Source organism: Lentibacillus songyuanensis, from assembly GCF_039548255.1.
Taxonomy (GTDB): Bacteria; Bacillota; Bacilli; order Bacillales; family Amphibacillaceae; genus Lentibacillus_C; species Lentibacillus_C songyuanensis.
The window spans coordinates 1-19,934 of record NZ_JBCLVH010000021.1; the positions used below are offsets into that span (position 1 = coordinate 1).

Genomic DNA, 19,934 nt, shown 5'->3' on the forward strand with positions numbered 1-19,934 from the left:
CTTAATCCATTTATCTAAAATCGGTTTAACTGGATCCATAACGGGTGATTTACGCTTTTGCTTTTCTTTTTTCTTGAATTCCTCCTGATTAGCGTATTTATTAACCGTACGTGGATCCACCCCCATTCTTTTACCTACACTGGCATATGTTTCTCCTTTTTGGTTAACCTCATGTCTGATATAATCAACTTGTGCCACTGCTAACATCTCCTAATATCCTCCTGTCGAACGTTGTTGGTCCAACGAGGAGTTTAAAGTTATTTGGAGAGGTTGGCAAGTGGTTTTTTAATTTTCATTTAATTTATGTAGGGCCCGGAGGGCACTACATAAATTAAATGCCAATCCTTACATTATTAGTTTGCCATAAACAGTTATTGAGCTGGCAAAAAGAAAAAGGGTGGTTTGTCCATTAGAAGATGAAATGTCGGATAAATGGTTGGAAGAATTACTTTATCCAGGGACAACGTTGGAGGCGTCGGGGTGAAAGCCATTAGATTTTGAATATATTCATAAAGAACTGGCCAAGCCCAATGTGACTCTATCGCTGCTTCATCATGAATATGAAATGGAATGCCCCGCGAATCGTAAAATTCCATATTCCTATCGTAGCTTTGTTCGGCACTATAGTAAGTATGCGGATAAATATAAAGCTACATTACGCATTCGGAGAAAGCCTGGTGAATCATGGAAGTTGATTGGGCCGGTTCAACAGCCTTCATTATTGATAGAGATACTGGAGAGAAATTAAAAGCCTATATCTTTGTCGCAACTTTACCATGCAGTCAATTGTCGTACGCTGAAGCAACATTATCCATGGATTTAAGTTCTTGGATAACAGCCCATAATCATGCGTACGAATATTTCGGCGGTTCCACGCAGATTATAGTACCGGATAATCTGAAGACGAGTGTAACAAAACATACAGCGCGTGATTTAGTATTAAATCCTACTTACAAAGAAATGGCAGATTACTATAACACTATAGTTATGCCTGCCCGGGTGCGTATGCCAAAGGATAAGGCGAATGTTGAAGGCTCTGTTGGTGTTATTTCAACATGGATCATTGCAGTATTAAGAAATACACAATGTTTCAGCATCGATGAATTAAATAAAGAGGTTCAGGCGAAATTGGATGAGTTTAATCAGCGCCCTTTTACTCGCAAACAGGGATGTCGCCTGTTAGCATTTGAAGAAGAGGAGAAATTTGCGCTTTCCCCTCTTCCAAACGCACCTTATAAAATGTCTCAATGGAAAACAGCGAAGGTGCGACCTGATTACCATGTCTCTGTTGAGAGCATGTTTTATTCTGTTCCATACGAGTATATCAATAGAGAAGTGGAAATAAAACTCTCGGATGATCTCATTGAAGTCTTTTTTAACCATATGCGAATTACCTCTCACAAGCGATTATATGGGAAATTCGGTCAATTAGCTACAATACGTGATCATATGCCTGATAATCATAAAACTTTTGTAGATCAGACATCGGAGGCGGCTGAATGGGCTGAAAGCATTGGTCCATTTACCTTAGATATTGTTCATTACATCCTAAACAAGACTCAAGCAGAAAAACAAGGATTACAATCTGTGTTTTCGTAAAAAATTAGAGCGTCGTTATACGAAATACGAAATAGAGCGTGCGTGTAAAATGGTAACAACGATGACGAACAGACCGACAGTCAAGGGTCTTCAAATGATTTTAAAGAACAATAAAAAGAACGATGCCGAGCAAAAACTAAAACGCAAAACGGAAGCAAAAGAAAATAACTTGGCAAATCATTTTTGGCAACTGCATTTGGTGTATCGCAAACAAACGCTCATTACGAAGCGACACCCCCCTCTAAAACCCACATATGAGTGAGCCATATTCAATGGTGATATTCGACTAATAAGCCAAAAAATTACTCGGCCTAACATTGGCCAGTAGGGATTTTCAATCATTGGAAATACATTGGCAACGAGTGGTAAATAACTTGGCAAACGGTGGTAAGAAAGATGGCAAGGGTGGTAAATTCCAATGGCTGTAATCAACAAGCAGACATTCATATCCTCTATCATTTGCTTCGCGCATGGTGGTATGGACGCAACCATCCGTAGTAACGTAAGCATCAAATAAATCCCACCTACTAATGCAGGCGGGATTTGATGTATGCTTTATTTAGATTTAATTGGAACGCGGCATTCTTCCGGGATTGTCTCTGACCATGGAAGGAGTTGAGCGAGTTTCGTTTTATCTGTTGTATCTATATTGGGAAGTTCCCCAAACAAGTAGCTGAGATAGTGAAATGGATTTAATCCATTTTCCTTGGCTGTCTCCACAACACTATAGATGATCGCACTGGATTCGGCTCCCTTTTGTGTGTTGCTGAAAAGCCAGTTTTTTCTTCCTATAACGAAAGGTTTGATTGACCTTTCGCCGCGATTGTTGTCTATCTCTAGATGGCCATCTAGTAAGAATGCCTCTAGTTTTTCCCATTGGTTACGACAATATTTAATTGCCTGCCCAAGCGCGCTTTTCGGCAGTACACGTGGAGTTTGTTCACGAAGCCATGCTGAAAAAGCCCCCTAGCACCGGCTGGCTGCGCTTTAGATCCTTCTTCGGGACTGACGTCCTTGAGTTCGCGCTCGATTGCGAAAAGTTGATTACAAAATGCCAGACCTTCTTTCGCTTTGACTGTAGAAGTACTCGCCGAATCTGGAAGGGCCTTTAAGGCATCTGTATATTTGCGGCGCGCATGCGCCCAACAACCAACAAGCGTTACATCTGAAACTATATGATAACCAGCATATCCATCCACATGCAGATAACCCTGGAAATCCTCTAGGAAACGGGCAGGGTGTTTGCCAGCACGGGTTTGCCGATAATCGTATAGGACATTAGGCGTATCTTCTTTCCCAGTACGATAAAGCCATATATAGGAAGTTGATGTCGCAGGCCGCTCCGGTTCAGAAAGCACCTGCAGCATTGTTTCATCCGCATGCAAAATATCCCTTGTCAGGAGTTGCTCATGCATTTCATCGAAAACCGGACAGAGCCAGGTCTCTGCACCATATAAAATCCAATTGGCCAAGTGCGGTATGGAAATACCAAAGCGTAAGCATCAAAACCGCAGTAAACTCATTTTGAAGTGAATTTACTGCAGTTTTTATTATTTTAAGAACTAAACTATTTTAGTGATTCTCAATAATTACTTCTGGTACATTGAGATTTTTGCGTAATGAGGTATTTACAAAAATTATTTCAGCAACATCACAGGGCTGCATCATGCTGCTTTTCTCATCTTTTTCAAATACACCGTCCCAAAACGGCGTATCCATTCCACTCATATAAATAGCATGGACATGAATATCGGTCTCGCTCAATTCCTTAATAATACTTTCTGTAAACCCTCGTACACCAAATTTGCTTGCACAATAAGCTGATTCATTAACTTTTCCTTGCACACCTGCAGTCGAAGTAATATTAATAATTGAACCCGAGTCGCGTTCTTTCATCGTACCAATCACTTGTTGAGAACAATAAATCGTTCCTTTTAAATTCACATCAATCATTCGATCAATCTGTTCTACTTCTAGATTTTCCGCTAAATCAAAGAAACCTAAACCTGCATTGTTTATTAAAATATCAATCGGTTGTACTTCAGAAGTGATTTTCTCAAACGTTTTTGCTACATCACTATATGAAGAAACGTCCATTGCATAAATTGAATAACTTGAGTTCTTAAAGGTATCTGCAGTGCGTTCCAATTTTTCTCGGGTACGCCCTGTCAATGTGACATAAAAGTCTTCATCATTATACTTTTTTGCCAACGTAGCACCTAACCCACTACCTGCGCCAGTAATAACAACATGCTTCTGTAACTTTTCCATCATTCGCCCCCTTTTTATTATTATTTGAATTATATTATTCAATAAACACATCATCTAAATGATTATTCCATCAACTTTAATATAACAACAACAAGATATACTTGATGTTCGACTTCATTAATAAATGAAACTCATCAGCAATCAGAGTATAAGCATTCGCCATTTAACAATCCATAAAAGGTTAGTACTGAGCCATATCTGTTTTTATTAACCGAGTTTACCCAGCATAGAGCTACCTTCGTATGAATTGGCTGATAAATCTATATTTAAATTAATTAGTCAAATTCTTAATTATGTTATCCCATAATTTAGGATAATACTTCCAATTAACAAATTCCTCACTACCCCAATGTGGAGCCATATCTGAAGTAAACACAAGTGATTTTCCTTTCCCAACTTCTTTCGTTGCAATAAAAGGATCACCATTGATCGTCGCAAGTGTTTTTGAGTCTTCTAAACTAATAGTTTTATTATACCCTAAGAAATGAGGCCATTCTTTGGGAATATCATTGAAGATTGAATGATCTTTAATTTCTGGCAAAGACCCTTCAGGTGTTTCAACTCGATCATCAACTGTCAAACATTCCACAGGTAAAATATCAGCGATCGGGGTGAAGCCATATCGACTAGCACCATTAATTCCTGAAAAGGCCATATAGCCACCAAACATAATAAAGCTACCACCATTTATGACATATTCCTTAATCAATTCAAGCTTGTTAGGAGTTTTAGCGCCATCTACAAATGTTTTATCTGGTAACAAGAACGTATTAGATCCGATATCTGATAAAATGACAACATCATATTGATTAATTTCAGTTAAACTCTCAGGAAAATCATATTGTACTCTATGGTTAGGTATATGTGTTAATTTATAACCAGTTTCCTCCAAAGCTTTGCTAAACCAATATGTCCCTTCCTCGTATGTCGTAGTTGTAAAAGTATCCATTCCTTTTTGATGTATTGAATGTATTGTCCAACTTTCTCCTGCTAATAAAATTTTTTTCATTATTATTCCTACTTTCTTTTATTATTTTATAAAATCAACTGTTAAGCACATTTGATAACAGTGTATTGCGCCTCATTAATTATTATCTTTTATCATATCAACTATTACTTCATCTTTATGAAATGTAAAATACTCGATATCTTCTTTGTCATAATCATTATTATCAAACTTTAATTTTTGTAGCGTTCTATTCTCATAAAAATGAATATATAATGTCTTTTCCGAAACGTCGTGATACAAAGCAAACTGGGTCCATGGCATAATTACTTTGCCATCATCGTAAATTCTCAATGACCCTATTGGGTTATCAACTGTTGCAAGTAGATGTATTAATTGTATTAATGCATTTTCCTTATCTACTTCTACAGAAAGTAACTTGTTATAAGCAGCCCTTAAGAACCTTGATTCAGGTTTAAAGTCACTTGATATTCCCATTAAACCGGTTGTGAATTCATCCTCTTTAAATCCTTCAATTGGTTCATCAATTGAATATTTATATTTTCTATATGAGGATCGTTCTAAGTGTGTTTTAAGATTAGACAAATGCCACTTGAAATCAGGAGCATTGGTAAATACGCCTGTGGGATTTTCATAAATATCAAAACCGTCCTCCCTAGTTGGCTCGACTACTATACATTTTCCTGACTCATCCTGAAATATTGAATGTTGTGGCATTGATCTTCCCGTCATAGGTCCTGGTTCTGAAGTAACGGCAATATCTTTGTTTAAATTTTCAACGATATCATCAACATCTTTATAATTAGTTAAAATCCAAGTAGCTACCTCTTCTCCTCTTAAAGGGATTTTTCCATTTTTTTTGATTTCATCTGCTGGCTTGTATATATAAAAATTATCGAAATAGAATGACCCACCTACTAAACCATTTTCGTTTATTCCATCTAGAAGGACTGGAAATTTTTTAACATCACTTTCCGCCCAAGCAATGCCCATAACGGCATATTTTGTTTTATATGATGTGTACATTGAATCATAATTCCAGTTTCTAGGAATCTTCACGCCAGCATAATCAAAGTTTTTTTCAAAGTCTTGTGTTCTTCCCCAAAATACTTCGTTATTTTTTGTCATTAAATTAATTCCTGTGCATCCCATTCTATTACCCCTTCTTTATATATCTCCGAAATGCTGTTATCATCTAAGAATTGCTTTAAGTCTACCCTAAATAAATGTATTGCCTTCAGATGTATAACGAAGAACTTGGAACTTACAGATACATCCTAAAACATATTGTGTATTTAGAAAAAATGGCCTTTATATCATTTTAAAACTTAATAATTCTCTTCAATAAAATCAACAAATTGCTGAACATTAACGGGTTTGCTTTGCATTTTAACCTTCCGAGCGACGCGACTTACATATGGCTGTTGTAATTGGGCTTTCCGAAGTAAATCTATGTTCCAAAAAATTTCTTCGGGGTTATCATCTGCTAATTTCTTTCCTTGTGACATCACTATTACCCTTTTAAAATTATCAACTGTAAATTCCATATCATGCGTTATTGTGATAACGGTTTTGTTTTTTGACAATAAATACTCAATGATATTTTTTATTATTCTCATACCATTTTTATCTTGACCCGCAGTCGGCTCATCTAAAATAACCACTTCAGAGTCCATCGTTAAAATAGAAGCTGTTGCTACAAATTTTCGTATGGAATATGGTAAATCATAAGGATTTTCTTCAAATGAATCGTCCAATTCGCAAATCTTTGCAACTTCAGTTACTATATCTTCAATTTCTTCATCATCTGATTGTGCTTTTTTGGGGCCAAATGCCATTTCATCATAGACATTATCATGAAATATTTGATCATCTGGATTTTGAAATACATAACCTACTTTTTTAGATAGCTCAGCAGTTGTATGTTCTTTTGTATTCATTTCTCCAATTAGAACATCCCCTTTTGTAGGTCTTAACAATCCATTTAACATCTTAACTAGTGTAGTTTTTCCAGCACCATTCTGACCCACAATTGCTACTGATTCACCTTTGTCTATATCAATGTTAACGCCTGTAAAAACATTTTTTTCATTACCTTTATATTTAAAATCGATGTCATTAATTTTCACAAGAACCATATTAATATCCACCTTTAATATTCTCAATCATTTCAATAGCTTCATTTTCTAAAACTGGAATTTTATTAATTTGATATCCTCTTTTTTTTAATTCCAGACTTAAATGCGTATATTGTGGTAAAAACGCTCCGTTTTCCTCGGTTGACTTTTTTGACAATAATTCATGGGGTGAACCTTTATCAAAAATGGAACCATTCTTAACTAGAAGGATCTCATCGGCATATTCTGCAACTAGCTCAATTTTATTTTCAACGATCACAACAGTTTTCCCTTTTGATTTTAGTAAAGATACAGTATTAAAAATTTCTAGTGTACCTACTGGGTCTAACTGAGATGTTGGTTCATCTAATATGAACAAGTCTGGATCCATAACATAAACCGATGCTATAGCTACTCGCTGTTTTTGTCCTCCTGATAATGCCGAAGGATTTTTTGTTAATAGATCTTGAATACCAAATAAATTAATAACTTCAATAATTTTCTTTTTAATTTCTTGTTCCTCTACACCCAAGTTTTCTAAACCAAAGGCTATCTCTTCAAATACTGTTTCAGTACTTCCAGTTATCTGAGAAAAAGGATTTTGGGAAACATATCCTATTGGTTGCACAAAATCGCTTAATTTTGATTCATACAGGTTTTTCCCATAAATATTTATCTCGCCCTCTAACTCACCTTTGTAAATATGAGGAATAAAACCTTTTATAAGATTACATATTGTACTTTTCCCACCTCCGTTCTCTCCTATAAACGCATATACTTTTCCTTCTTCTAATGATAGCGAAAGATTTTTTAAAACATAATCTTCAGAAGTTGGGTATTTATAATTTGCATTTTCAATTGAAACTATTTCCATATAAACACCCTCCCTATAATTAATAAAATTAAACAAGCAATTAAAGAGATCTGAAAGTAATTATCTAATTGTGTTTTCTTACTTTTATATAATCCAGTTCTTTTCTTATCGCTTGAGAAACCTCTGCTTTCCAATGTAAGCACTCTTTCTTCATTACTTGAAATGGTAGATAACGCTAAGGGTATAATCATTGGAACAAACGATTTTATTTTAGTAACTATTGACCCTTCTGTTTCTACTCCTCTTGATTGCTGTGCCTCTTTAATAGTATTTGATTGCTCTTTTGCCTGAGGTAAAAATTGAAGCGTAGAACTAATAACAAATACTGCATTCTTTGGTAAATTAGTGTTTTCTAAACTTTTAATAATTAAATTTGTACTAGTCATGTGAAAAAATAGCGTTATTGATGCAGCTATAGCTCCAATATTAGAAGAATAAGCTATAGCTGCGTGGACCGATTCCCTGGTTATTGAGATAAAGCCCATTGAAAATAATACTTCTTCCCCGGAAACAATAATCAATTGGAAGATAAATAATATAATAATGATTGGAAGTATCACTTTAATAAATTGACTTATATACGTTTTAAATACTCCTGTAATAAAGGAAAGTAAAATACAAAAAAACATAATGATATAACCGGCACTGTTTAATGGAATTAAAAAACTAGCCAAACTTAATACTATTCCTAACAGTAATTTAGTAGAAGGATATAGTTTTTCGTTATAATAATGTTTTCGAGCATATTCTTCCATTTTTATCATTTCTTCCACTTTTTCCACTTCTCCCATTGTTCAACCCCCCTGTTTCCATTTATTTAATATGACTTTTATCTTTTTCTTTTTGATCCCTTTTTCTCTTTCTTATGCTCCATATAGATATATCCATTTCTAAAATTAGATAACACTCTTGGAGATAATGAAAGAGCCATTAAAAGTCCGATTATTAAAGATATTGTTTTATCAAAAATATTAGAAGCAAGCTGTGTAACCGCGACTGCCGACCATAAAGGCATTCCCGCCTTTACAATTATTCCCGTAACAATATCCATCCCTGTACCGGTTACTCCACCTAATACAAGTACTTGACCTGGTAATGATAAAGCTGTAGTGACAATTGTGAGTATAATTGCTGCTACGACAAATTTCCCTACTTTTAACAACATTTTTTTCTGGGATAAAAACCCAATAGTTATTGCTATACCTGCCTGAACGGGAATACCCATAAACGTCATAGGATTCGTAATACCTAATAAAACATTATTTAATACACCAGTGATTAAACCTATCCATGGACCAGCGATGATAGAAACGAAGGCAGTACCAATTGTATCTAAAAATACTGGTAACTTCAGCAATACTGCTAATTGTCCAGCTACATAGTTTAAAGCTACCCCTAGAGGGATTAACAGTAATTGATATAAAGCAAAATTATCAGCGAATGTAAACTTTTTATTCTTCGTATTTTTCATATTTAATTCCCCTTTATTCATTAAATAAATTACCCAAATACAAAAGGTTTCGTATATTCTATCCCTCTATATTTAAAAGACCATTATTGCTTTTTTTAATAAAAGCCTTTAATTCCTCTTCAGTAGGAATTCCTGAATGCGTACCCAGTTTAGTAGTTGATAAACTAGCTGCATATACAGCTTTTTCACAAGCATTCTGCAATGAACTCCCTGTTGAAAGATAATATGCTAAGACACCATTAAACGTATCACCTGCCCCGGTGGTATCCCTTACTTCTACTTCTGGTGCTTTTATTAATTTTCTTTCATTGTTTTCGTGAAAAGCTACTCCGTTTTTTCCTAATGTAATGATAAATTTATCAATATATTTATTATTATAAGAATCACAGTTAGTTATAGCTTTAAACTCTTGCTCATTTGGTGTAATATAAGTTATCTTATCTAACCATTTAATTGGAAATGGCTTATATGGAGCAGGGTTTAATATAACTGGCACATTTTTTTGGTTAGCGATCTCTAGCACTTTTTCTATAACGTTATGATTGATTTCAAATTGAACAACAACAATATCGCTTTCTTCAATAAGCCTTTTTGAACTCTCTATATCCTTTACGCTTAATTTGCCATTTGCACCTTCTGAGTAAATTATACAATTATCATTATCTTCAATCGTTATCAGTGATACACCCGTCGGTATATTATTAATTACAGAAACATTTTCTGTATTTATACCAAATTGCTTTAATTCTTTTAAATAGCCCTTTCCATTTAAATCGCTTCCAACTGAACCAATAAATGAAACTTCTCCACCAATTTTAGATGCTGATATTGCTTGATTTCCTCCTTTACCTCCATACAATATATCTAAAGAATTAGAGCTAATAGTTTCACCTAATTCAGGTCTTCTATCAACAGAAACAACATAATCAGCATTTAAACTACCAACTACTGTAATCATTTAATTCCTCCTTCCTTCCGCCAACCTTTTAACTGATCCATATTTCATTAATTCTACACCCAAAGTGACTTTCCTCGGATTTACATCAATCTGTGACTCTCCCTTAATTTGTTGAATAAGCATCTGAGTAGCTTGTACTCCCATTTCATGGGTAGGTCGTTTGACTACTGAAACCCTAGGCCGAACAAATTCTGCTAGATTATTTTCATCAAAACCAACAAGGGAAATATCCTTGCCGATAACTATATCCATATCTCGAAGTGCCTTTATTGTACCTTGGCAAATCAAATTGTTTGCGGCAAATATTGCAGTTGGTGGTTCGTTTAGTTCCATAAGCTTTTTGGTTGATTGATACCCATTATCTTCAAACCAATTTCCAAACATTTGATACTCTTTTTTAGACTCAATATTATTATCTTTTTGTGATTGCTGATAACCCCAACAGCGTTCTAAACCATCATTAAAATCCTTTGGTCCCGTTATAATAGCAATTTCGGAATGACCATTTTCAATTAAATAATTTGTTGCTTCATATGCCCCTCTAAAATTATCTATCACAACACCACTAAGCCCAACACCCTCAATAAAACGGTCAACCAATACTACAGGTTTTTTAATTCCTTGATAAAATTCCTTTTCGTTATGTGTTCCAATTAAAATAATTCCATCAACATTTCTTCTAAGAAACCCCTCGAAAAAGTTCTTTTCTTCTTCTTTACTTCCATTTGTGGAAAATACGAAGGTGGAGAACCCCTCATTCTTAGCAACCGCTACCGTACCCTCTATCACAGCAGTATAGAAAGGATTTTGAATTTCAGGAACCACTACCGCAAGCATTTTTGTTTGTTTCGTTATAATTGATGCCGCCATAATATTTGGTTCGTAATCTAATTCTTCAATAATCTTTTGCACCTTGTTTCGTGTTGTATCACTAACTCTATCAAGTCCATTCAACACCCGGGAGACCGTTGCCACAGAAACATTAGCCTTTACGGCTACATCTTTAATTGTTATCTCTTTATGGGACATAAACATTACTCCTACTATATTTTTACATGTAAAAACGTTTATATTATTATTATCAATCAATCAACTTAAATGTTAATATAACAATTGTAAAAACGTTTACATGACTATAATAAATCAGATATTTACAAAAATCAACCTTTTTTTAATTTTAATAACTAGTCAAAAACCGACGATATCCGTCAACTATTACATATTCATCATTACTATCTTACTCAACACTTAATGGTACTTTTATCCCGCGACTATTGATAATACCTATTTTGTCCTCACGCTTTTTGCCTCCTAACAATCAATAAACCAACAAAAAAACGCGAACTCCTATAACCTCATGAGCTAGCGTTTTAATGTTTGCAAATGTATTCCAAATAAATATGACCCTACTCCTTACCTTTCGAGCCTAAACCAACCATCCCACCACCCTCTGTAGAAAAGAATCCACAATAACATCCTCACCAACCGCAATTGCTTTGGATCTTTTCTTCAATCTATCAAACCCCTTAATAACTCACCCCTCAAACCGCTCATGAATATCAATATCCGCGAAGAAACCGGCAGAATTGTTAACAGTTCCTAATATCGCAATCCCGCCCATCGGATGGGATTGAACCGGTTCAACTTCAACTGTCTCAACATTTTCATAGTTATTTCGAATGTAACTTTCAACTTTTTCTTGTGCCTTCTTTATTGTTTTATCATCATATTCTGCCTCATCTTTATTCACAAAACATCCTCCCAATAGTGTAAAAGAAATAATACTTAAAAAAACAGCCTTTTCAATTTAATCACATACTTTAATTAAGTTTACAATTGAATTGAGGTGTTGACCATGGGGAGTTTAACTGAAATTCAAGCTTCAATTGCTTGGCAATCCTATTGGGAAAAAAGATGTTCCAGTGGAAAGACGGAAATGATGAAGACGATAATTACCAGACAATCAGTTTACAAAAGCTACACCGATTGTCGATGAATATAAGACGGACGTTAATACGATGCGGATCTGACCCCAAAACGAACAACTTTATTATTTTTGAGTATATAGAAGAGGCGGCATAATCATTTATTTTCATTAAAATAATTCATACATTTCAATATTAATAATCACATACTTTTTTTACATTCTTCTTTGACTTTTGGAAATCCCTCGCTTTCTCCTATACTGCCGACACAAAAGGTCTCTTCGTCCATATCGATTGAAAAGCCCGCTTTACCATTGACTGTCAATAATCCTCCCATGGGACTTGAAAAATCACCATCATCAAATTCAACCGTCTCAACATTTTGATAGTTATTACGTATGTAACTTTCAACTTTTTCTTTGGCTTTTTCAACTGTTTCATCATTAAAATTATCTTTATAGGTATTCACAAAGCATCTCCCTAATAGTATAGTAAGTGATAGAGTTATTGGTAAACAGATTACTTTCAAATAAATCACCTCTTGCAAATAGATTATGTATTTTATTTAATTTGTTGGTAAAATTGCGCATGAAATCGGGGTTCTGTGAATTTTTTACAGCTATTTCGCGGTCGCATCCTGTGCGGGGTGTAAATGCATTATCAATCGGTGATAAATTCTGATGGCAGTATTCATATGGGTACGGCAACCTCCTCTGCCACCTTTTGTATCAATGGTACCAAATCATGTACCAAGTGAAGCCAACCTACTTACCACGAAGGAAAAGGGGCACCTCTGCTTCGCCTAAAATGGTACGAATGCAACAATCCCTCGCTACAGGTCTTTAGTTTCCAAAATGCAGGTTTCGATGGTTGAAAAGAAATTTTAGTGAGGGAAAATAGGAAAGTCAATTAAAATAAACGGTAAAAGTTCAATTTTAGTGTATTAAATAATATTTCGGTTCAACAAGTAATATAGCATCCTTAACCATCAAGCCATCTAGTTCGAAAAGGAAAGTAAATTCATTAAAACACACAACAAAGACCATTTCCATCCGGCAAAATATGACAAATTTCTGGAAGTGTCAAGCACGGGAACTAACGATCTAGCTTGGGCGCACGATCTAAACCACAGTTAATAATCACACACCTCATCTTCACACTCTTCTTTAACTTCTGGGAACCCCATTTTTTCCCCTAAACTCATGACCCTGAATGTATCCATATCTATATCTGCTGTAAAGCCAGCGGAATTATTAACAGTCCCTAATATTGCAATTCCACCCATCGGATGGGGTTTAACTGGTTCAAATTCAACCGTTTCAACATTTCGATAATTATTGCGTATAAAGCTTTCTACTTTCTCCTGTGCTTTCTTTATTGTTTTGTCATCATATTCTACTTCGTCTTTATTCACAAAACACCTCCTAATAGGATAATGATAATAATATTTAAAAGAAACAGTCTCTTCAATATAATCACCTCTAAGGATTAGTTTACAATAGAACGGATGCTTTTAATAACCTTGGAAAGCATTTTGGATAATAATAGTTCCTATAAATTAGCTGCTCAACAATTATTTGTCGTACGTCAAACCTTGTACCACCGTATGAATAAGATTAAGGAAATATTGAGGGAGGGTTTCCTGGATTCACCAAAAAGACTAGCGATTGAATTTTCCATTAAAGCCTACCGGTACCTCCAAAAATTAAGCAATAAATCATTAATCTAGGCAAGTGAATATTACTATGGGGGGACTTGTTGAAATGTTGATGGGTTTCTTACCAACAGGCGCTTATCAGGAGTTTTAATTCTCAAGCCTCATAAGTTCTCAAAATGTTGTTTTCCGCTTAAAAAGGATGAAAATTCACTTTTAAAATTTTATCTTAATCAAAAAAGTCATTGTTCCTATATCTAAGCTTTTGAAGCCGCCCATTTTAAATATAGGCACGAAAAAGGAAGCACCCAGATAAATAGGCATTTCCTATTGGTATATATATTGGCATTCTATTAATAATCACAAGCCTTATGTTTACATTCTTCTTTTCTTTCTGGAAAACCAGTTTTTTCTCCCAAACTCATAACTCTAAACGTGTCCATATCAATATCTGCGGAAAAACCAGCAGAATTGTTAACAGTTCCTAATATTGCAACCCCCCCATCGGATGGGATTGAACTGGGTCAAATTCAACCGTCTCTACATTTTCATAGTTATTTCGTATATAACTTTCAACTTTTTCTTGTGCCTTCTTTATTGTTTTATCATCATATTCTGCCTCATCTTTATTCACAAAACACCCTCCCAATAGTACAATAGAAATAATACTTAAAAAACACAGCCTTTTCAATATAATCACCTACTTTAATTAAGTTTACAATAGAATTGTGGTATTGACCATGGGGAGTTTGACTGAATTTGAAGCTTCAACAATTGCTTGGCAGTCTTATTGGGAAAATGTAAAAGATGTTCCAATAGAATTAAATAAAGATCATACAATTATATGGAAAAACCTAGACACCATCGAAGACAAAGATACCGGTCTCAAAGGATATGTCCTGCAAAATGAGGATACTGGTAAAGTGGTGATTAGTTTTGAAGGGACCCAGCTTAATCATGGAACGGGACAACTACTTAATGACGTTTCGGAGGATGTTTTTGGCATCGGTCTCGGTGGTCAATCGTATACACAACAAGGTACAACAAGCAAATATACAGGTTCCCAATATCAAGACAGCATGCTCGCTGGCGGGCATGCGGAAATCGATGAAGAGGGCAATTTCAGGACAATAAATAAAAATCAGTTTACGGAAGCTACGCCGATTGTCGATGAATATGTTGAAAAATATGGCAAAGAGAATATTACGTTTGTCGGTCATTCACTTGGTGGGGGATTGGCTGAATACTTTGCTGTCCAACATGATGCCAGTGCAATTACGTTTGCTTCTGCTGCCACCTACAGCTTGCTTACTGATGAACAGCAACAACGTGTGAAAAACGGTGATTATAAGGATAACATTATATCCTATACTTACCCGGATGATACTGTAGGAGCATGGATATATAAACAATCCATCGGATCAACCTACTATATGAGTGACCCCTCAGAACCATCGATGTTAGGAATTAGCACACACACCATGAAAGATAATTATGTGAAGGATCGTTTTTTTGATGAAGATGGATATTTCAAAGCGGGTCTTTTATATGATAGTGAACTCGGCATGCAAATCAATCATTCCCCACTTGAAATGAAAAATAACGGTATCCATAGCTTCAGTATCGTCATCCAATCGGAAATCATCCAATCATTTGCTAAAGACCTGGACATAAATACAGACCTCATAAAAAATACAGAAAAATCACTTGAGAAGTTTTATGATTATTACATACAGACCATGACAGAGATTAAAAGCAACTATTTACGATTAGTGGGCTCAGGCGAGTTTGATCAACTAACTGCAGCGGACGTCGAAGAAATTCTTGCAGAATATGGAAAAATGGAAAATGGTGTTCCTATTCGATTTGATGTTGCGCAATATGAACAACTAATAAACCTGTTTAAACAGTGTAAATCAGATACTGCAGAAATCGCCTTTCATATGCAAAAAATGGGTGATGAATTTGACCATACAGATAAAATGCTTGCTGGCTGGCTAGGATTCAAATAATTTGATGGATAAAAAAAGGAGTGATGAATTTGGGCTATGAAGGGTATAGCATTGTCGGGGATCTTTCAGAAAATGATGCGTGGAAAAAGAAAATGGAAACCTACGCTCAAAAAGAGCAGCTTAAATCCCGCATAAAGCAGAGCGTGGAAGAATCAAACCTGTATTTATCCACTTATTTAGAACACGCTAATGCCACGGGTTCCATGACAAATGATCATTTGCAAATACAAACGAGCGTCAATGCCCTTTTTGATGGAAAAGCGAAACGAGCTTTATCTGAACGTTTCTCAGATAACTTGATCAAACTACGAAATGCTAATATGGAATTCGATCTATTTAAAAACTCAATCACTTAAATTCATTAGAAACATGCACTTCCTTGCGGTCAAATGAGTCTTTACCATGTTATTTGAAAAGTCATTTATGTAAAATTAAACAACCCAAGTACTTTGTTCAATTAACTTCTTGAAACTTTTCCACTAAAACATCTAAAACTTGCGTTGTAATACGATAGTTTGTTATTTGCTTCAAGCAGACAAAAACAAAAAGAGAACCAGAACAAAAATCCTGATTCCCCAATAAACACCCATCCCCAACTACCAACTAACCCGCTCACCGCCCTTCAAATAACCAACCACCTCATCCGCCGACATACCATCCAATCCTAAATCTGCCAATTCAAGTGCATTTCCACGTAAATCTTCATTTCTCAATAAACAAGCTATATCAATAAGCAGATTCGCAACATTCATTGAAAGCCCCACCGCTCTCCCTAGCTTCCCCATTGGATTAAGTCCATATGAGATATACTCATAAATATAACGGTCTTCCAATGCATCAGGTGCCTTACCCGTTTTATAAACCGGATTCATTTAAATATTATCATATAGACTCTTTTCAAGTTGATAACTGAATCCCCAGTTTTTTACCAATCGCAAGCCTCTCTTCCTCTAATTTCTCCATTACCCAACAACAAAGGGAGTTGCGCCATCTGGATAAAAGAAAAACTCATTATCTAATTCGATCCTTCCTGCCACATGAAAGATTGGAATATTAACATATTACAGGTTGATTAAACTTTAGAAGCTTTCACGCGCCAACTCACATTTGTGTTAAAAAGGACCCCAATTAAATAGCATACCAATATATATCGCTATTGAGGCTAAAATCATCCATATTAGTATTAGGCGCCAGATGAATTTAAACCAAGCTCCATAAGGTACGCCCCCCATGGCTAAAGCGGCCATTAGAGTGCCTGATGTAGGAAACAAGCTATTTGTAATTCCGTCACCAAACTGGAAAGCTTGTACTGTAACTTGACGAGTAATTCCAAGAATATCAGCTAGAGGGGTCCATATAGGCATCGTTACCATCGCTTGACCAGAACCCGAATTAACAAAGAAATTAAAAATCGCATTGGCCCAAAGCATTCCAATTGCTGCAATGTTTGCTGGAAAAATTTCTAGTGCCTGAGCAAACCCATTTATAATCGTATCGACTATTTTTCCATCTTCTAGAACAAATACAACTGCCCTGGCTGCGCCCACTATTAAAGCAGCATATACAAGTCCACGCATACCGTTCATGAATTCCGTCACAATTTCGCTCGAATTTAACCCTGCTATAATTCCAGATCCAATAGCAATAACCAAAAATAACGCGGTCATTTCATTCATTCCAAAATCTAATTTCAGAGCCCCGAAAACGTAAAAAGCCATTCCAGCAATAAATAATAAAAGGACTAAGCTATGTTTGACAGTAAATTTAACATCAGTATTGATGTTCACCTCTGAAGTATCATCCGAAAACTTGTTTTCCCCCATATAGCTTTTGGATGGATCCTTTTGTATTCTTTTACAATACCAAATGACATATAAAATAGTGGCAGTGGTAAATACCAGAAAGAGAATAATTCTATACCCTATTCCAGAAAAAAGGGGTAATTCTGCAACCTGCTGTGCAATACCCAACACTTTAGGGTTAAGAAATGCAATATTAAATCCTGACATACTTGTTAGAAACACTATCGCAACCCCTGCAATGGCATCAAGCTTCAATGCCTTTGCAATAAGAATTCCAATTGGAATAAAAGCGACCGTAGCATTTGCTGAGAATCCAGTCGTCAAAAGTAATGCAAACATACTTCCTAATATGACAATTAGGAGAGTCCTCCTATTATCAAATTTCCTTATTAAGGATATGACTCCAGCATTTATTGCTCCTGAGGCCTCCATAATTCTGAACGCACCACCAAGAAATAATATTAAAAATATGATATTCGCTGAGTCAATCATTCCTTCTGAAATAGACATGAAAATTTTAGAAATACCAACAGGACTTTGTTCTACAGAGTGAAAACTATCCGGGTCAACAACCGTTATATCATCTTTTTGAACTCTGTCATATTCACCAGCAGGTATAATATAAGTGGTGACCGCTGCTAAAACGACAAGAAAAAACAATAACACGTAAACATCAGGCATTTTAAACTTAAATTTTCTCTTGTTTTTCTGTTTTATTTCCTCTATATCTTTCATCAGACAACTCCCCTATCTGTAAAGATAAATGATTTATTTTTAAATACCTTTTGCATTTTTTTGAACATCTAAATAAAGTGTGGTTGGAATTTCCTCATCTTTGGCCACTCGACTTATCAGATTCAAGAGTCTTATATCAATCATTATTTTTTTGAACTATTCAGATTTTTATCTTTATTAATGTCTTTAAAACAAATAGTCTAGCAGTTAACCCTGGATTTCAGCATTTCATTTTATCTGGCTGAAGTTACTTTATAACATGACTTTACCTATTCCGTCTGCCATTTGGACGCTCGTTCCGAATGGCATAGAAAGTTTTTGTATTTTCTCTAAAACATCATTACACTTTACAACTTTTGGCCAGCCTCTTTTTGAGCGGGGGTGTTCCATTCCGAGTTCTATGGGATATAAATTTAACTCAACCAGTTCTCCATCTTTGATCTTCCACACTGGGATGATAGAAGACCAAATATTTTTATCAACAACGAATCCCTTTGAATCGCTATCAGTCCTGGCATCAAATAAATCAGCAACCGTATTATTGTGATCTAAACTGAATTTATCATAGAATTCTTTTGGTTGTTTTGTCATGGTATCATTTTGAAAAATGAAGTTACCAAGGCTATAAAAGATTGGACGTTTTTTGTATATCTCTATCCCCCTTACTATGTGGGGACCATGACCAATAACAGAATCTGCCCCACCATCAATGCACTTTCTGGAAAATTGCTTTAAAAAATGAGCTGGTTCCTCGAGATTACTTCCCTCCATTTCGTGAGAATGAATGCTGACAAGAACAAAATCCGCCTGTCTTTTTGCCTCAGAAATAGCTCTTAGAATTCTTCCCAAATCCTCTTCATTTGGAGTTGTAACTTGTCTTTCCTTCTCTCCGATCCTAAACTTATATTCGCCAAATGAAAATAACTCATTATTCGATTCCTTTCTTAGACCTAGTTGAGCATGCAAATTGTTTACAGCATTTATCGATACATGATTAGCAACAGATTGTAACGTTTCCATACTTTCCTTTGAAACCTCATAAACAACATTATGCCGTAGGGGGTTAATACCAGGTCTTCCAATGAGATCCGGTCGTTGTTCCCCAGCTTTCCATGTTTCGTGAAATGTAGAGGTAACAGAGATGATAGCAACTCTACCATTGACAGTTTCCAGGTACCTTGGCTGACTAGCTTCAGCTAGATTACAGCCCGCTCCTGCATGCACAAAGCTATATTTGTTCAAATAATTTTCAGTAGCCTTCAGTCCGCCATAAGAAAAGTCCAGCGTGTGGTTTGTCGCCCATGCGATCAGGTTAAAACCGTATTTTTTTAAATCTTCCAGTACACCTGGATGGGCAATTGCCCAGGACCCACCACTTACCGCTGAGGGAAAACCTTCAAAATGATGGGTTGTAACTTCTAAATTAGTAAATCGAACATCTGCCTGTTGAATAATATCGGAAATCCTGCCAGCATTTTTATCATTCTCCGGTAATCTTCGTGTGATAAAACTATCACCTGTAGCAGTTATTGTAATTGGCTCAGACATA

At 35.5% G+C, this 19,934-nt stretch carries 22 protein-coding genes and 2 pseudogenes; 5 read left to right on the forward strand and 19 right to left on the reverse strand.

Going from position 1 to position 19,934, the window contains the following annotated elements:
• A pseudogene (locus WMZ97_RS16945) lies at positions 1 to 207 on the reverse strand (IS21 family transposase); the annotation flags it as partial.
• Between the two features lie 477 nt (positions 208 to 684).
• Here WMZ97_RS16945 and istA point away from each other — a divergent pair.
• A complete protein-coding gene (istA, locus tag WMZ97_RS16950; protein ID WP_343273283.1) occupies positions 685 to 1,599 on the forward strand; it encodes an IS21 family transposase in 915 nt (304 codons plus the stop codon).
• Between the two features lie 49 nt (positions 1,600 to 1,648).
• Positions 1,649 to 1,861, forward strand: a complete 213-nt coding sequence (locus tag WMZ97_RS16955; protein WP_343273284.1) for a hypothetical protein — start codon at positions 1,649 to 1,651, stop codon at positions 1,859 to 1,861.
• A 293-nt stretch (positions 1,862 to 2,154) separates the two neighbouring features.
• On the opposite strand, the gene WMZ97_RS21975 is transcribed toward WMZ97_RS16955, so the two are convergent.
• The 14 genes and pseudogenes from WMZ97_RS21975 to WMZ97_RS17020 form a co-directional block, all read right to left on the reverse strand.
• Positions 2,155 to 2,319, reverse strand: coding sequence for a transposase domain-containing protein (locus tag WMZ97_RS21975; protein WP_405027710.1), 165 nt, complete (start codon positions 2,317 to 2,319; stop codon positions 2,155 to 2,157).
• A gap of 84 nt (positions 2,320 to 2,403) precedes the next feature.
• A pseudogene (gene tnpC, locus WMZ97_RS16960) lies at positions 2,404 to 3,071 on the reverse strand (IS66 family transposase); the annotation flags it as partial.
• 100 nt (positions 3,072 to 3,171) lie between these two features.
• Positions 3,172 to 3,873 (reverse strand): SDR family oxidoreductase, encoded by a 702-nt coding sequence (locus WMZ97_RS16965; RefSeq protein ID WP_343273285.1) that lies wholly within the window; start codon positions 3,871 to 3,873, stop codon positions 3,172 to 3,174.
• A gap of 268 nt (positions 3,874 to 4,141) precedes the next feature.
• Positions 4,142 to 4,879: a glutamine amidotransferase gene (locus tag WMZ97_RS16970; protein ID WP_343273286.1), complete on the reverse strand. Its 738-nt coding sequence runs from the start codon at positions 4,877 to 4,879 to the stop codon at positions 4,142 to 4,144.
• Positions 4,880 to 4,954: 75 nt separating this feature from the next.
• A complete protein-coding gene (locus WMZ97_RS16975; RefSeq protein ID WP_343273287.1) occupies positions 4,955 to 5,989 on the reverse strand; it encodes a linear amide C-N hydrolase in 1,035 nt (344 codons plus the stop codon).
• A 176-nt stretch (positions 5,990 to 6,165) separates the two neighbouring features.
• Entirely contained in the window at positions 6,166 to 6,975 is an 810-nt protein-coding gene (locus WMZ97_RS16980; protein WP_343273288.1) for an energy-coupling factor ABC transporter ATP-binding protein, read from the reverse strand.
• A 1-nt stretch (position 6,976) separates the two neighbouring features.
• Positions 6,977 to 7,828: an energy-coupling factor ABC transporter ATP-binding protein gene (locus WMZ97_RS16985; RefSeq protein WP_343273289.1), complete on the reverse strand. Its 852-nt coding sequence runs from the start codon at positions 7,826 to 7,828 to the stop codon at positions 6,977 to 6,979.
• Entirely contained in the window at positions 7,819 to 8,619 is an 801-nt protein-coding gene (locus tag WMZ97_RS16990; RefSeq protein ID WP_343273290.1) for an energy-coupling factor transporter transmembrane component T, read from the reverse strand. The genes WMZ97_RS16985 and WMZ97_RS16990 overlap by 10 nt, the downstream gene beginning before the upstream one ends.
• Positions 8,620 to 8,657: 38 nt before the next feature.
• Positions 8,658 to 9,299 (reverse strand): hypothetical protein, encoded by a 642-nt coding sequence (locus tag WMZ97_RS16995; RefSeq protein ID WP_343273291.1) that lies wholly within the window; start codon positions 9,297 to 9,299, stop codon positions 8,658 to 8,660.
• Positions 9,300 to 9,357: 58 nt separating this feature from the next.
• Positions 9,358 to 10,257: a ribokinase gene (locus WMZ97_RS17000; protein ID WP_343273292.1), complete on the reverse strand. Its 900-nt coding sequence runs from the start codon at positions 10,255 to 10,257 to the stop codon at positions 9,358 to 9,360.
• Positions 10,258 to 11,346 carry a LacI family DNA-binding transcriptional regulator gene (locus tag WMZ97_RS17005; protein WP_343273293.1) on the reverse strand — a complete coding sequence of 363 codons (1,089 nt, stop codon included), beginning with the start codon at positions 11,344 to 11,346 and terminating at the stop codon, positions 10,258 to 10,260.
• A gap of 445 nt (positions 11,347 to 11,791) precedes the next feature.
• On the reverse strand, positions 11,792 to 12,007 hold the full coding sequence (locus WMZ97_RS17010) for a DUF1433 domain-containing protein (protein ID WP_343273294.1): 216 nt from the start codon (positions 12,005 to 12,007) through the stop codon (positions 11,792 to 11,794).
• A gap of 377 nt (positions 12,008 to 12,384) precedes the next feature.
• The gene (locus WMZ97_RS17015; protein WP_343273295.1) at positions 12,385 to 12,651 is read right to left on the reverse strand and encodes a hypothetical protein; all 267 of its coding nucleotides are present in this window, start codon (positions 12,649 to 12,651) and stop codon (positions 12,385 to 12,387) included.
• A 663-nt stretch (positions 12,652 to 13,314) separates the two neighbouring features.
• Positions 13,315 to 13,596, reverse strand: coding sequence for a DUF1433 domain-containing protein (locus tag WMZ97_RS17020; RefSeq protein WP_343273296.1), 282 nt, complete (start codon positions 13,594 to 13,596; stop codon positions 13,315 to 13,317).
• A 93-nt stretch (positions 13,597 to 13,689) separates the two neighbouring features.
• Between WMZ97_RS17020 and WMZ97_RS21980 the strand changes: the two genes are divergently transcribed.
• The gene (locus WMZ97_RS21980) at positions 13,690 to 13,911 is read left to right on the forward strand and encodes a helix-turn-helix domain-containing protein (protein WP_405027707.1); all 222 of its coding nucleotides are present in this window, start codon (positions 13,690 to 13,692) and stop codon (positions 13,909 to 13,911) included.
• Positions 13,912 to 14,320: 409 nt separating this feature from the next.
• Here the strand turns inward: WMZ97_RS21980 and WMZ97_RS17025 are convergent, their stop codons facing one another.
• The gene (locus WMZ97_RS17025; RefSeq protein ID WP_343273297.1) at positions 14,321 to 14,470 is read right to left on the reverse strand and encodes a hypothetical protein; all 150 of its coding nucleotides are present in this window, start codon (positions 14,468 to 14,470) and stop codon (positions 14,321 to 14,323) included.
• Between the two features lie 115 nt (positions 14,471 to 14,585).
• Between WMZ97_RS17025 and WMZ97_RS17030 the strand changes: the two genes are divergently transcribed.
• Positions 14,586 to 15,848, forward strand: coding sequence for a lipase family protein (locus tag WMZ97_RS17030; RefSeq protein ID WP_343273298.1), 1,263 nt, complete (start codon positions 14,586 to 14,588; stop codon positions 15,846 to 15,848).
• Between the two features lie 29 nt (positions 15,849 to 15,877).
• Positions 15,878 to 16,204, forward strand: coding sequence for a hypothetical protein (locus WMZ97_RS17035; RefSeq protein ID WP_343273299.1), 327 nt, complete (start codon positions 15,878 to 15,880; stop codon positions 16,202 to 16,204).
• A gap of 240 nt (positions 16,205 to 16,444) precedes the next feature.
• Here the strand turns inward: WMZ97_RS17035 and WMZ97_RS17040 are convergent, their stop codons facing one another.
• The 3 genes from WMZ97_RS17040 to WMZ97_RS17050 all read right to left on the reverse strand — a co-directional run bounded on the left by WMZ97_RS17040 (position 16,445) and on the right by WMZ97_RS17050 (position 19,933).
• Positions 16,445 to 16,720, reverse strand: coding sequence for an NAD/NADP octopine/nopaline dehydrogenase family protein (locus WMZ97_RS17040; RefSeq protein WP_343273300.1), 276 nt, complete (start codon positions 16,718 to 16,720; stop codon positions 16,445 to 16,447).
• 240 nt (positions 16,721 to 16,960) lie between these two features.
• A complete protein-coding gene (locus WMZ97_RS17045; protein ID WP_343273301.1) occupies positions 16,961 to 18,385 on the reverse strand; it encodes a YfcC family protein in 1,425 nt (474 codons plus the stop codon).
• A 252-nt stretch (positions 18,386 to 18,637) separates the two neighbouring features.
• Positions 18,638 to 19,933: a CapA family protein gene (locus tag WMZ97_RS17050; RefSeq protein ID WP_343273302.1), complete on the reverse strand. Its 1,296-nt coding sequence runs from the start codon at positions 19,931 to 19,933 to the stop codon at positions 18,638 to 18,640.
• Position 19,934 lies beyond the last annotated feature (1 nt).